We start from the raw sequence: 14,048 nt of genomic DNA, 5'->3' as shown, positions 1-14,048 counted from the left end.
CAAATTTTATTGGTTTTGGTCCATTTTAGAATCTATTGAGCAAAGAAATAATTTAATTATACCCAAAAAAGAGCTGTTTTCCAGAATGATTTCTTTATCCTGGTAACTGTTAACTATTTCCATATTTCCTTTGGCAAACAGGATTTAATTCAATCTGCAATAGAACAAATTAAGCTATATGAAAATCTGAATATTGATGAAAAACCAGATAAAGTATTAGATATATTAATTAGTAGCAAAAAAGTAAAAATTAATGATACACTAAAACATTTTGATCTAAATGTCCCTCATAAATTTTTAAGCCCTTGGGTTGGTTCAGGAAATAAATCAGAGGTATACAAATTATCACAGGAAAACTTCAACAGTCCACCTTATTCATTATCTAATGATCATATTGAAATAAATAGTGAATGGTTTAAGTACTTCTACAACAACTTAGGAATATTAAAATCATTTTGCTTCTGGAATCTCACCTTATTTTTACAATCTAGAAATCCTAACACTCCAGGAATTCCATCTAAAATTCAACGTCCATTAAGTAGAAATTCACTTAATAAACATAAAAGTCATTTTTGGGATTTAGTTATAAAAGAAAATGGGCCTATTAAATGCATTTATACGAATACAAAATTAGATATTGGAAATTATGCTGTTGAGCATTTTATTCCCTTCCAATTTTTAGCGCACGATTTAATGTGGAATTTAATACCTGCTGATAGTAGTTTCAATTCTAAAAAGGGTGACAAGTTACCTAATTTTGAAACTTACTTTGATTCATTCTACAACCTTCAAACAAATGGTATCGACACTATAAAATCCTTAACCCCAAACAATAAGTTTTTACAGGACTATTTACACATTTTTCCTGATCTAAAAGTTAATAAGCAGAAATATAAAGAAGTGGTTAAACCATTACTAACTATTGCTCACAATAATGGATTTCAATATTTACAATAATGAAAGATTTCTTAAACATAGATAATTCCATAAAGCTATATAGTGACGATTTATTTTTCATCATAGAAGATAAATATCCTGTATCTCCAGGACACCTATTAATAATTTCAAGTAGCCTTGTTGAAACATTTTTTGACCTTACTTCGGATGAAAAATTACAACTTCTTAATGTTATAGAAATTGCAAAGGAAATTATTGATAAAAAACATTCCCCAGATGGATATAACATTGGAATGAATTGCGGGAAAGCTAGTGGACAAACTATTTTTCATTTTCATTGCCACTTAATTCCTAGATATAATGGAGATCTTAAAATTCCAGATGGAGGAGTGAGAGGTGTTATTCCAGACAAAAGAGTTTATTAATATAATAATACCCCTAACAGATCTAAGAAAGCTCCAATCACTTAGAGCTTCCTTACTATTTTATTTATTAAATACTGGTGAATACTTTTGAACTATAAAGTTAAAATTTCCAACACCTATTCTATTAAAATATTTCCCTCTTTTTCCCTTGGCCTGCTACTTTTTAATAGATAACAATAACTATCATCCTCTGAAATTGCAATCAAATTTGTCCTAGCTTGATCATCTAATAAACTACTATCTTTAATTAATCTATTTTTCCAATTTGGAAAATTAAGGGGAGGCACAAATTCATCTATAATTTCTAGTGGATTTTTATCAATTAGTTTTAATACAAACTTTTTAAAATAATCTCTATGCTCAAAATTATTTATAAAATATTCAATTTCTCTAAATTTATCAAACAACCTCCTTTTATTAGCATTTCCTATGTGCCAATACGACCACCAATATGTATAGAACTCATATTTTCCTTTCACATCAATTGTCAAGATAGCTCGTCTAATATCATTATCTAAGCTATCTTCACTTGAGAAGTATGTAGAAAAAACATTTGTTATTTTTTCAAATAAATGACTATCAAACCCATATACAGAATCATTATATCCTAAACAGTAGAAAACAAATGATATTTTTCCTCTTAATAATTCATTGTCTTCAGCTTTAAAAATTAATTCTCTGTAATTATTATCATAATTAATTAATCTAGCCTTTTGTCTTTCTTCTGAAATCTGATCTCTTGCAAATTGAGATTTAAGACTTGTAGATTTTTCTAAAAATTCATAAATATTATGAGACCCCTGTGACAACTCATTTATTAAATTTATAACTCCATCAAAAGCAGACGGACTTCTTACTATATCTGGTCTATCCCCCGTTTTTTCAACATCCCCTCTTGAAACAATATTCCTTACTACCCTCATCCAATCGTAATATCTTTCTTCATTATATTCATTAAGAATAAAATATTGTGCTTGTGCAAAAAAAAGTACCTTCTGAGTATATGTAGAACTATTTTTTTGTTCTTTAGAATAAGCATTGTCTTCAAAAACAATCATTGATAAAATAGAACCTTTTGGGCTATGCCTCCACAAGGGAAAAGGAAGTCTCTTATTTTCATAATCATGAAGAACAACCTGCAAATGATAGGTATCAAAATACCTTTTAAGAAGACTAAACCCTTTATTATTAAAATGTAATGGTCGTACAAGACTGGGTTCTTCTTGTAAATTCCGTATGAGCTCATGACGTTCCTCTGTTGGTAATTCTCTTTCTACCGACTGAATAATCATAGAAACAGTAGCAATAAATCTTGTTAATGCGCTATCAACTGAATCATTTATTCTAAAGCTGTCCCAGAAAAAATCTGTCCAATCTGTATCTATTTTAACACCAAAGCTTTTATTTAAATCAATATTATCCTCCCAGTTTTCATCTATAATTCTCTTTTCTAAACCTGCCTTAAAATTTTCAAATGGAGTCAACAATTTCCCTCTTGCATTCATTTTAATATAAAGATCATCTGTTAATCCCATATCCTTCAATTCAACAAAATAAAATTCAATAAGAGATGAATTCAATTCATTCCATAGATTTTCTATATTATAAAATCTTTTATGAATATCATCTACAGTCCTTAACATCCCTTCTATGGTAGGATCCTTAATCCAAGAAAGAAAAAACCAGTTAGAATCAACAATAGATTGTTTAACTGAAATTCCACTTTCAATCAAAATGGATTTATCAACTAATTCATGGCAAAACTCTCTTGAAGAAATCCTCGTCTCATAAGTAAACTTTTTAAGCAAGTCCTTTGTGGATTGATTCAAAAGCTTATTTTCCTTTGTTGCAGCATACCAATACAATAAAAACAAAGTTGTAAGTCTCTGCTGACCATCTAAAGGCTGAAATTGTGAGTCTACAACACTTCCATATATAAAATCCAACTTTATAGGCTCATTGTTAGATACACATCCATAAAGAGCGTCCAAAAAGTTATCTCTAATTTCTTTCTGATCTAATCTACCTTGAGCATAATCTCTCTGAATAATTGGAACTTCAACACTATACGATTCTAATAATTTAATAAAATTTAAAGTTTTTCCAGAATATTTTAAGTCTTCCATTTTATTCAATATAATTTTTTAGAACATTATATATATCTGCCTCATAATTCTCTCTATCCTCTTGAGTCCAAAAGGAAATTTTAGGTGGATACTCACTAAAATATTTTAGAAAAACATTCTTAGTACAGATAGGAATAAACACACCTTGTTTATCTCTTTTTATAATAGTCTTTCTCTTTAAAGGAAAAACTGCATTTTTGTACCCTCTATTAGTTTCTGAATCAAGTAAAGTTAAATTAGAAATATCATTTATCTGATCATCTTTTAAGTCTGAGTTAAAGTGACTAACTATATCCTCAAACAAAGCTTTAAACTGGTCTTCATTTTTTATATTAATTATTTCCGCTCTTTTTTTTAAATCTTTACCATCCGGTTTAGACTCATCAATAAAAACTTTTGCATCATTAAGCCAATCGATTCTATTTTTATCAGGCATCACATCCTTAATAGAAGTAATATGTTCAATATCCCACCTCCCATTTTTAAATAAATTAAATGGAAAATAAGAATTGTCCTTATCACTATTAAGCATGGTTAAAATATTATAAAGCAATAACGTCTTTCTAACATCTCCTTTGTCTGAATATTGCAATTCTTCAAGATTAATATTCTTGATACTTCTTTTTATCAATTCATTAAGGTAACTATGAAATTTAGTCTTAGTTAAATCTGAGGATTTATAATATAATTCACTAATAGATATAGAATTAACAGCTACCAAATAACCAATTTTATGATACCATTCCCTTTCATTAAACCATTCATTAAACCTCTGAAAATAAGACTTTACATTTTTCCAGTTTAATTCTACAGTCTCTTGAGTACTATTCCTAAACTGTTCACTAAAATATCTAAATGTAGAATAACTATCTTCTTTCTTATTCCCCTCGCTTATCAAATCAAAAATAAATTCAATCCTATTAACTTGCGTTTGATTTCCTGTTAAAAAGTACCAAAAACTATCATTTTGTAACTGTTGCTCAATATTATCCCACTCTGTAGCTATTTCTAACTGTTTAAGTCTAAGTTTATCACTTTGCTGATGATCAAAATTTGAACTATTTAAAAAAAGAGCTTTTATTAACTCACTATTTGTTAAAGGAATCTTTCCTACATTAATTCTACTAAATATTTTAATTGGATCCTCTGATATAGACTCATACCATATAACTTTTGAATGAAATTTAAATTTTGAACTAAATTCAGATTTATCAAAATTTATTGGTCTATTCTCAAACCAATCTTTAATAGTTTTATAAGCCCTACTTATATGGAAAAAATCTGAATTAGATTCATCTATACCCTTTTGTTCCAGTTCTTGCAAAAAAGTTTTTGTTCCTAATCTAGTTTGATAATTTAAGTTAAATAACTTAAGTCTTCTGGACTCAACAAAATCCTGGTTTAAATAAAATAAAATTAAATATATTGTTGTCAATCTTTGTTGACCATCAATAACATCATATTCATTTTTTCTTTCATTATTTAGTCTTATAACAATTGGCTGTAAACAATACCAAGTTTTATTATCTGAATTCTCTATTATACGAGGTTTAAAATCATTTATATCATTTAACAAATCCTTCACCTCCTTTTCGGTCCATTTATATCCTCTCTGATAAGAAGGTATAAAAAAATCATACTGAGTAAGTTCATTAACTGTTTTAAGCTCTAAAATATTTTCCATCAAATTTTAATGAATTTTATTCCTTAAAAATAATAAGTTTAATAAGAATAATCCGATTAAATAAAAGTTTTATTTTACAAAATTTCAAGCTAACAAATCACAGATTTACAGCTCAGTGACATTTTAACTATTATTATCTACAATCAATAAATTAACTAAATAGATCTTTAAATAAGTGGTAGATAATTCAAATTATCAAAATTTTACTTTTTTAAATTACCATATAATCCTACATTGGTCATTCATATTCCTAATCATATTATAAAAATTAATGAAGTTTATTGCCCCCCTTGAGATTTCCTCTAAAATTATGACCTTAATTGAAGAAGCAACTAAGGAACTTGTCTTAGTATCACCCTATGTTGAAATATCTAATTGGGATAAGATGAAAAAATGCCTTCAAAGAGCTATTGACAGAGGTGTTAATATAACTTTTATTGCCCGGAAAAATGCAACACAAGATTTATCCTTCCTAAAGAGAAATGAGATTAAACTAGTCCTTGTTAATGATTTGCATGCTAAACTATATCTAAATGAAAATTATGGTATTGTTACCTCTCAAAATATAGTTTATTACTCAGATATTAATTCTATTGATATAGCATATAGAACTACTGAAAATGAAGAAAGGGAAGAACTTATTGAATTTATAAAGAAATATATATCAGATTTAAGCCCTAAAGTTGATACTACAATAGAAAAGATAGAATCTACTCAAATTAAAATACCTGAACTTGGAACATCCCAATTTAAAAATCTTTGCCATAAATTCATAAACACATACAAATCGGCTAAATTCACTCCCACATCAACATATATTTTTTCAGGCAATCTTTTACATTTTGCAGATGTTATGATCAGCGCTAAATACACTATTAAAATTAGTAAAGAACAGCCTATGTGGGATAAATTGATTGATGCTATTAGTAATACACATTTTAAATTTAAACATAAATTTGAATTAGACTTAGAAAGGGGCAATAACAAATATGCCTATATATCTTTCATACCGATTAAAGTATTACATTCAAGCATTTTAACTGAGGACTTCTTTCATTTAACTAATGAAATTATTAGATCAAGGACTATAAATGAACTTGCTCCAGTAATTCTAAAATACCCTTCTGAGTGGCAATAATTTAACCAAACATCCATTTAAAAAGTTAAATTAGACTATACATTGTAGGTCTTCAGTCGAAATTGAACTTCTTGAGCTGATTAATAAGAGAGTGTTGGTTCTAATTTAATATTAAATTTTGATATTGTTTTTTTCTTGCATTTAAAGGTTATTAATTTAAGAAATATCTCTCTTAAATTTTTACCTCTAAAAGTTCACTTTTTGCTGAAGTCAAACAACTACTGTAAACAAAAATAAAATGCACCATAATGGTGCTTTCAAAAAGGATGATTTAGCGTATATTAATAGAGATATTTTTCTTGCAGGAGAAAAATTTAAAATATTTATTTATAAAAAGTCAGAAAAAAATTAATACATTTTTACAACCTTTAAACACTAATACTTATGAAAATTAAATTATTAATGGGCGGTTCTTGGTCAGGATAACCAAGTTTTTTTTAGAAAACAATATTACATAATATAAGCAGGTTTTAACCTGCTTTTTTATTTTATAAATTTATATTTGATTAGTTCCATAATCATATTTATTTACTCTATTTTTTTCCAAAATAGTTCTTCAGTTTCAGTATCTACAAATAGTTTTAATGTTATACCACTATGAATATTAAGAAGAAACGTATACTTAATTCCATGTCCAGATGTAAAAAGCTGCCAACTAGGTTTTAGCATATCTTCAGGAAGAACTTCTTCACCGGTTTCAATTCTCCTATATTCTAAACCCGAAATATAAGTCTCAATTAGACCTTCAAATGGAATAGGTTGCCAAGTTTCACCGTTTTCACCCATTACTAACTGATATACTCTACCAATATACTTATCAATTTTAAAAGTATATCTAACTCCCTGTTGAGATTGGACAATTTCCCAACGGGAAGAATCTGGAACGCTAGACATTTGATGGCTGTCCTGTGAGAAACAGCAGCTAAAAAATAATATTAAAGTAATGGTAAACAAAACTCTCTTCATATCTAAATTTCATTTTTTGTAAAAAAAACAAAGATTGCTTCTTTAAAAAATAAATCCTACAACAACATAAAAAAAAACACACCTGTATTTTGTAGCTATTTATATATATTTGAGCTTATCTATATTAAAAATAAACCAAACCGATAACTGACGGCTATAACCTTTATAAATAATTTTCAAACTAAAATCTAAAAATGAAAAAACTAATACTTTGTATTTTTTTTATATTTCCTATTTTAAATCAAGCTCAAAAACTATCTATCGAAGAAACTATTAGTTATATTAATAATAGTTTTTCTGATAATTCATATCAGTACAACCTTGAATTATCTCATGAAGGAATTATAAATATTTATAGAGACAAAAAAGATAATCCAAAATTTCCGTATTTAAGTAAAATCAGTATGCACTGGTCAGAAATTACAATTGGAAAAAATTCTTCAGGTAATCCATTACAAATATTTTTTTATTGCACAAAAAAAGATAATTTCTCATTATCCGCTCCTTCATGTATTACTGTAGAAGGTATGCTTTCTGGCAATTATAGTAACCAATATATTTTTATAGATAATAAATATCGTAATGACAAGTTATATAATGCTTTTAATTACCTAATAAGTGAATTAGGTTCAAGTGAAAAATACAACAGAAATGATGATGATGATCCATTTGCTCCTAATAATTTTGATAAAAAAAAATCGCATATTTCTGGCTCAAATTATGAAAACAAAATAAAATTAGAAACCTATGGAGGAGTATATAAGGTCTGGGTTAAAATTGGAAACTTAAATAAGCACTTTGTGCTTGATTCTGGAGCTAGTGAAATTTCTTTATCAAAAAATACAGAAAGAGAACTAATAGACAATGGAATTATAACTCAAGAAAATTACATCGAACCTGCGCTATTTAAACTTGCTGATGGTACCATAATTAAATGTAGAAGATTAATGATCCCCGAATTAACAATCGGAAATTATAAAATAAAAAATGTGAGAGCTTCGATAGGTGTTTCTGATTCACCTCTTCTTTTAGGTCGTAGTTTTTTAGATAATTTCCGAAAATGGAGTATTGACAATAGTTCAAAAGAATTAATACTAGAAAAATAATCGAAATAAAAAATGAAATTAGCAAGTAAGTCAAAAGATAATTCTTCAATAACTTTAGAAAATGGCAGGCAATTTATTGTTATGTTAGATGATATTGAAATTGTGAAAAATTGGTCAATTGGAACAGAATTGGAGATAAAAACTTCAGATTCAAGAGTTCCGTACAACCATATAATTTCTAATCCGTCTAGAGAAGAAAAAATTAGAGTCGGAATACCTAAATAAAAAACTGTTTACAATGGTTCCTATAAAAAGCACTAGTTCATTTCTTTAAAGTCAATACTTATCTAACTACACCTTCTTCCATCTTACCAAAGCTATCAGCAGTATAGAGCCACTTATTTTTAGTAGGCTTAACGTCTTTAATATTGGATACAAATTCGTATGTAACACTTTCGCGCTTTACTTTTCCTGGTAACACTTGAATGACTATACTACGGATTGAATTGATCATATTTAGCAACCTACATTTTAACATTTTATCTTAACTTAAAAACTCCAACATATAAAACTTAACCGAAGTGTTCAATAAATATAACTTATTTAATTAACGATGTTTCAATTTATAACATAATAAATTATTCGGCTAAGTTTTAATATGAAGGATCTCCATGAAGTGGATTTTCTCAGGAGTTTTAGTATTATAGAGCCAAAACAGTCTCAGAAAATGCTTCTATTCAGAAGCCAAAAGATACAGCATAATGCTCTTTATCATTTATTTTGTTAGAATATCAAAATAGTAGGTATGGTAGTTTTTACCATCTATATAAAACACCACTCTTCCCTGTTTGGTGATTTTTAATTCTGTACAGGAAACGATTTGATCTTTATGTAAATCCCCAATATCCTGTAACACTAAAAGCTTAAAAGGTGTCTGGAGTTTTATAATTTTATTTTGGACGTTAACCACATAAATGATGTGTGGTGAGCAATATTTCAAAAGCTCGATAAGTTCTTTATTGCTCATTTTAAATAAGATAATTTGGATTGTATTGTCCAGAGATAAGTTTTAATGTATTATCTCTGGATAATTTATGAAGTAGTTATCTTCCTTACGTCTGATTGCTTCTCCCAAATGATTCACAAACTCATAAGTATTACAGTTACGATCTAAAAAGTTATCGATATAATTACTCTTAGCGCTCTCCGTAAACAGGTTATACAACTGCCACAAATTGATATACCCATCAGCATCGGCACTAAAATGTTCATCATCTACATAATTCTTAATAATGGTGTTGATTTGAGAATCGGTTGTCTTTAGATGAAACAACTCCTGCTTTTGCTGCTTATCTAAATGTTGATAAAGCTTCATTTTACCTACCAAATGCGCAAATTGATCTTGATTAATCGTATACTCCTGCATGTGCTTCATGCTTTCAATCTGCCGCTCTTGATTATAACTTAAAAACAGCTCCTGGGCTTTTAATTTCAGTTCATCTATACTGCTCACGCGTAAATCATCCTTTAAACCATCTGTAGCAATACATAAATTACAGCACACCATATTTTTGAAACCTATAAAGACCTTAAACTTTTCAATGCTCTTTTTGGAAAACAGATTCTGCTCGGAATAGCTACGTACCCCTCCTACTGTAAGATTAAGTTTCTGATTATTAATATAGGTATGCACATGTGGTATCTCGACCATAAAAGCCATACGTTCGTAATAAATCGTTTTTTCATGTTCCAGTAAATCTTTCGCCGGTTTTCCTATTGCTGAAGGAATTCTTCCTTTAATAATATGACTAGTTCTGATATTAGGCATGGTTACTGTGCCTTCCGGATATAACTCTTGTGCTACAGATCTCACCGCTTCAATAAATTCAAAATGTGCTATGGTAGTTTCGTTGTCACGGAAAACAGGAATTATGCACTCTTCCTTTAAATGAGATAAACTCACTTGTTGTGTATTAGCTTCTATAAATCTGTTATTAGTCGACATTGAGGATTCTACTACCTCATGATTATTGACCACTTGTTCTGTTATCGCTTTCAATTCCATGATTTGTATTTGTTTGAATGATTTGTTTGTTTTCTACAATTTGTGTTATGCCTTCGATTTCAGATTTCCTTTCAATAATTAAAGGCTTGATTTGTGTTTTTAAACCGTCGTATTTCTGATACAGATGTCTTAAACCCTCTAAAGTTATAGTAGCGTTTATTTCCTGTTTTATATCTTCAATGGATACCCCTTGGTTACACCAATCTTTTAGGCGCTTACCAACATCGCTATTAATTACAAATTCCGGCCCTCTAAACAGATTTGTACGATCCTTACTGACCTTACATAAGTGATTTTCGTTTATAAGCTCGAAGTTTACCGATAATTCGTATTCATAACCCTCAGAAGTAATTTCTTTAGTACCGTGCTTCACCACTTTAGATTTACCGTTAGAACCTACATCCAGAGAATAATCAACTTTTCTTCGGGTAGTAGTGATAATATGACATTTCGATTGCAGAATTTTATCTATAAATTTCTGGTGACGTGGTTTTACAGATGCCCAATCTTGAAAACGAGAACCTAATTGTTCGTGAATTTGTAAACAGCCTCCTTCACCTTGCCACTCATGTGTTATGGAATCGATAATAATCACCTCTATATTGGCTTTTTCACATGTATCTATAGCTTCGATATAACGCTCTGGAGAATATGGTGGAAATAGATTTAAAACATTAAAATTTCCCATATCTGAATATAGACTGGCTGATGCGTTTTCTGTATCTATTACAGCTATTTTAGACCAGTCATTGGTCATACCATAAGCCAATTTTAGAGCACTATAAGTTTTACCAAACCCTGATGCTCCAGAGATGCCTAAACGTAATTTTACGTTATGCCGTTGTGTTTGTTGTAATTGCATGATTATAATTGTGTTTAATTAATATATATATAGCATAAAAAAGAGCCTACCTCCTGAGAGATAAGCTCTTTACGATAAGGACATAATGCCTTATTAAATCACCGTGATTTCTTCAACTACTTGTTCTTCCATTTCTAAAGCCGGGTCAAAATATTCATATCGATGGTTTAATTCAATAATTTCTCCGGTTTCTTCTATGGTAAATTCGTACGGATCTGTTTGTACTTTACGAATAGAGCCTTCAATCTCTTGACCAATCATTGATACAGCAGTTTCTTGATCAAAAGTACATGGTACAAATGCTTTTTTGTTGGTGAAATAAAGCCTTCCTGTTTTCTTGCTTCTAATTGCCATAGGTCCTGATTGAACAATTAAGCCATAAAACTCTTCTCCTTCTGAATTTTTGGCACTTTTGATGTTAATAATTTTCAACATAATAATACTGATTTTTAGTTATCGTAGTTTTATTAAAGGCCGGAGTATGTCGACCACCTACTTACAACCGGGGGTGTTTTGCTGGATGTAGTATTACCCATTTGATATAAAGTCTTGAAAAAAAAAAAAAAATATTACACTACTTTTATTCGTAATTTTAATTGTAGTTCAACCCTTAGCTTGGTATTTTGAATAATATAGCCCCAAAAATTAATAATACTTTTTTTTGTATTGTAAATAGAATGGAAGATCCACTTTCAGCTGTGGTATACTCCCACATCAACAGTCCAAATCACTACTCATTAATTTTTGGCTTTTCTTCTGTATCGATTGGTAAAGATTGTGATGATATTAACCAGCGTGATGAGCACCAAATTTCAAGAAGTAGTGGTATCAAATCAAATATCAACTTTGGCAATACACTGAGTAGAATTGGAGGATGTGATTATTTAATTTTGGTAGGTTTAACTGATTATCAAAAGTCATTTCTAACGTTTTTAGAAGAATACAATGTTATTGAGATTAACAACCTTGAGGATGTTGACACCTTTTTGCATCCTATAAGTTTCAGAGAGTCTATCCCTTGCAGACCTGATCAAATTTTTACTGGACTACAAATAGCAAGCAATCTCCAAATGGCTATTACCATTGATGATGACGCAGAACATATTGAAGTTGTAACAAATAATAAAGGGGGACTAATTATAGTTGAAAATAATTACTTTTTTGAAACTTTAGTAGCAACCAATTATGCTATTTCAATTAATGCTGACCTTATTATTATAGAATCTTATGATTTTCACGAAAAAGAGTTCTTAAAAACAATAGAAGCATGGCGTGAAGAAGTAAAAGTGGGTTCTGAACAAATAAGCCTCCAAGAACTTAAGGGATTAATATATAATAGAATTGATGGCATTCAGTTCCAAAATTATGATTTTGTTACATTTTTCACAATCGGTGCACCTTATAGTCTTATTATAGATAACGTAATACCGTGCACACATATTGGTTTAAAACTCAATCCTGATTTTTTCATTTTCAATAACATATTCTTTCAGGATAACTTTAACATAGGTTCAGGAATAGTCTTCTCTCCAAGATTTTTTTCTAGTGAAGAAACTGATTATGTCATAAATAAATTAACACAGAACAATTATTATGTTAATGCCTTAATTGAAAATCAAGCCTCCTCTACAAATTTAGACTATTACGTTAAAGAACTACCTTTTAACATCTTACATTTATGTACTCATGGAAATCAATCTAAAGGATCACTAATCATAGAGAAATATACTGATGAGTATGGTAATGAGCATATATTTGAATACAACCTTTTGTTCAGCTTAATGCCTGAACCAGGAATGTATAATGAAAATGGCGAACCATTAATAAAAGTATTAAAGTTGGTGTATCCTAAAAAACTAAATGGTTATGCCTTCAGAACTAAAGAGTTCAAGGATCAAAATTATCCATCTTCTATATTCCCGAAAATGTTTTCTACAGTTCCCGTAAATGAGAATGAGATTAGCAGACAAGAGGTTATTGTAGAAAATGCTCATGGTATTGAATGCCATAGTTTCAGTCATTTCGCAAAGTTTTCACATTTATCTGCAAATCAACATTCTCCATTCATTTTTAATAATATTTGCTGGTCGGCTTATGAAATCAAAGATCATTTGTTGGCTGTTAGAGCTCGAGGATATATTGGTACTTTATGGGCTGTGAATAACGATGTGGCAGTAAAAACTGCAGAAACTTTTTATGATTCGTTTTTTGAAAAAACAGTCCTAAGTTCTCTTCAAGATTCGCTAGTACACTCAAAAGCAACTAACAATCGTAATATTTACATGTATTATGGTTTACACTTTACCAGTTTTAATAAGGCTAAATCAGTAGAATCCAGTAAAGATGATATAGTAAAAGGGTTACTTACAAATATTAGTTCCTGGAAAACAAACTATGATGGTTGCGAGAATACGAATACCAGATATAATATACTCGCCCAAATTAGGTGGAATCAACAAATGATATTAAAATACTTTCGGAAGGAATTGCTAAAATTAATTGGTAAAAAAGCTCTAATAGACTTTTTAAAACTTAGAGTAAGAAATAGCTAAACCCATTTTCTCCCTAATAGGCTTGTAGTTAATGCTATATTATACTATTATACCTTATTTTAAAAATCCAGAGAAAAGCATTAAAAATGGTGTTATTTATTATATAATGCTTTAGTAGGAGTTTTATAATAAATTCCTTATATTAACAATACTATGAATATACTCAATTTAATAAATATTTATTTCCAATTACCACCTGGCACACAAAACCCAGACGATAATACTCCATTAGATTTTTCGGATCCTTTTAATATTATAACGTTTATTGTCTTACCAATTGCTGCTGT

Annotated in this window: 14 protein-coding genes and 1 pseudogene; 7 read left to right on the top strand and 8 right to left on the bottom strand. The window is 29.2% G+C overall.

From position 1 onward, the window contains the following. Positions 1-96: 96 nt before the first annotated feature. The 3 genes and pseudogenes from ICJ84_RS16940 to ICJ84_RS03385 form a co-directional block, all read left to right on the top strand. Positions 97-693: pseudogene (locus ICJ84_RS16940) on the top strand (HNH endonuclease domain-containing protein); the annotation flags it as partial. Further along, a complete protein-coding gene (locus tag ICJ84_RS16935; protein WP_241748674.1) occupies positions 694-957 on the top strand; it encodes a hypothetical protein in 264 nt (87 codons plus the stop codon). Beyond that, a complete protein-coding gene (locus ICJ84_RS03385; protein WP_188214946.1) occupies positions 957-1,322 on the top strand; it encodes an HIT family protein in 366 nt (121 codons plus the stop codon). Before ICJ84_RS16935 ends, ICJ84_RS03385 begins: the two co-directional genes overlap by 1 nt. 116 nt (positions 1,323-1,438) lie before the next feature. On the opposite strand, the gene ICJ84_RS03380 is transcribed toward ICJ84_RS03385, so the two are convergent. Both ICJ84_RS03380 and ICJ84_RS03375 read right to left on the bottom strand, forming a co-directional pair. Beyond that, complete coding sequence (locus ICJ84_RS03380) at positions 1,439-3,448, bottom strand: DUF262 domain-containing protein (RefSeq protein WP_206688669.1); 2,010 nt, start codon at positions 3,446-3,448, stop codon at positions 1,439-1,441. A gap of 1 nt (position 3,449) precedes the next feature. Next, positions 3,450-5,132, bottom strand: a complete 1,683-nt coding sequence (locus ICJ84_RS03375; protein ID WP_188214944.1) for a DUF262 domain-containing protein — start codon at positions 5,130-5,132, stop codon at positions 3,450-3,452. Between the two features lie 271 nt (positions 5,133-5,403). On the opposite strand from ICJ84_RS03375, the gene ICJ84_RS03370 reads away from it, so the two are divergent. Beyond that, complete coding sequence (locus tag ICJ84_RS03370; protein WP_188214943.1) at positions 5,404-6,270, top strand: phospholipase D-like domain-containing protein; 867 nt, start codon at positions 5,404-5,406, stop codon at positions 6,268-6,270. A 528-nt stretch (positions 6,271-6,798) separates the two neighbouring features. Here the strand turns inward: ICJ84_RS03370 and ICJ84_RS03365 are convergent. Beyond that, entirely contained in the window at positions 6,799-7,236 is a 438-nt protein-coding gene (locus tag ICJ84_RS03365; RefSeq protein ID WP_188214942.1) for a hypothetical protein, read from the bottom strand. 194 nt (positions 7,237-7,430) lie between these two features. On the opposite strand from ICJ84_RS03365, the gene ICJ84_RS03360 reads away from it, so the two are divergent. Both ICJ84_RS03360 and ICJ84_RS03355 read left to right on the top strand, forming a co-directional pair. Then, entirely contained in the window at positions 7,431-8,342 is a 912-nt protein-coding gene (locus ICJ84_RS03360; protein ID WP_188214941.1) for a retropepsin-like aspartic protease, read from the top strand. Positions 8,343-8,354: 12 nt separating this feature from the next. Further along, on the top strand, positions 8,355-8,567 hold the full coding sequence (locus tag ICJ84_RS03355) for a hypothetical protein (protein WP_188214940.1): 213 nt from the start codon (positions 8,355-8,357) through the stop codon (positions 8,565-8,567). 58 nt (positions 8,568-8,625) lie between these two features. Here the strand turns inward: ICJ84_RS03355 and ICJ84_RS03350 are convergent, their stop codons facing one another. The 5 genes from ICJ84_RS03350 to ICJ84_RS03330 form a co-directional block, all read right to left on the bottom strand. After that, positions 8,626-8,796: a hypothetical protein gene (locus ICJ84_RS03350; RefSeq protein ID WP_188214939.1), complete on the bottom strand. Its 171-nt coding sequence runs from the start codon at positions 8,794-8,796 to the stop codon at positions 8,626-8,628. A gap of 261 nt (positions 8,797-9,057) precedes the next feature. Further along, the gene (locus ICJ84_RS03345; protein ID WP_188214938.1) at positions 9,058-9,309 is read right to left on the bottom strand and encodes a hypothetical protein; all 252 of its coding nucleotides are present in this window, start codon (positions 9,307-9,309) and stop codon (positions 9,058-9,060) included. A 42-nt stretch (positions 9,310-9,351) separates the two neighbouring features. Then, on the bottom strand, positions 9,352-10,347 hold the full coding sequence (locus ICJ84_RS03340) for a DUF3871 family protein (RefSeq protein ID WP_188214937.1): 996 nt from the start codon (positions 10,345-10,347) through the stop codon (positions 9,352-9,354). After that, the gene (locus ICJ84_RS03335; protein WP_188214936.1) at positions 10,310-11,209 is read right to left on the bottom strand and encodes an AAA family ATPase; all 900 of its coding nucleotides are present in this window, start codon (positions 11,207-11,209) and stop codon (positions 10,310-10,312) included. The genes ICJ84_RS03340 and ICJ84_RS03335 overlap by 38 nt, the downstream gene beginning before the upstream one ends. Before the next feature lie 93 nt (positions 11,210-11,302). Then, positions 11,303-11,644: a hypothetical protein gene (locus ICJ84_RS03330; protein WP_188214935.1), complete on the bottom strand. Its 342-nt coding sequence runs from the start codon at positions 11,642-11,644 to the stop codon at positions 11,303-11,305. A gap of 242 nt (positions 11,645-11,886) precedes the next feature. On the opposite strand from ICJ84_RS03330, the gene ICJ84_RS03325 reads away from it, so the two are divergent. Next, complete coding sequence (locus ICJ84_RS03325; protein ID WP_188214934.1) at positions 11,887-13,761, top strand: hypothetical protein; 1,875 nt, start codon at positions 11,887-11,889, stop codon at positions 13,759-13,761. Positions 13,762-14,048 lie beyond the last annotated feature (287 nt).

The sequence above is a fragment of the Aestuariibaculum suncheonense genome (genome assembly GCF_014596935.1).
Taxonomy (GTDB): Bacteria; Bacteroidota; Bacteroidia; order Flavobacteriales; family Flavobacteriaceae; genus Aestuariibaculum; species Aestuariibaculum suncheonense.
The sequence above is the reverse complement of the archived record's forward strand: the minus strand, read 5'-3'. Positions and strand labels throughout refer to the sequence as shown.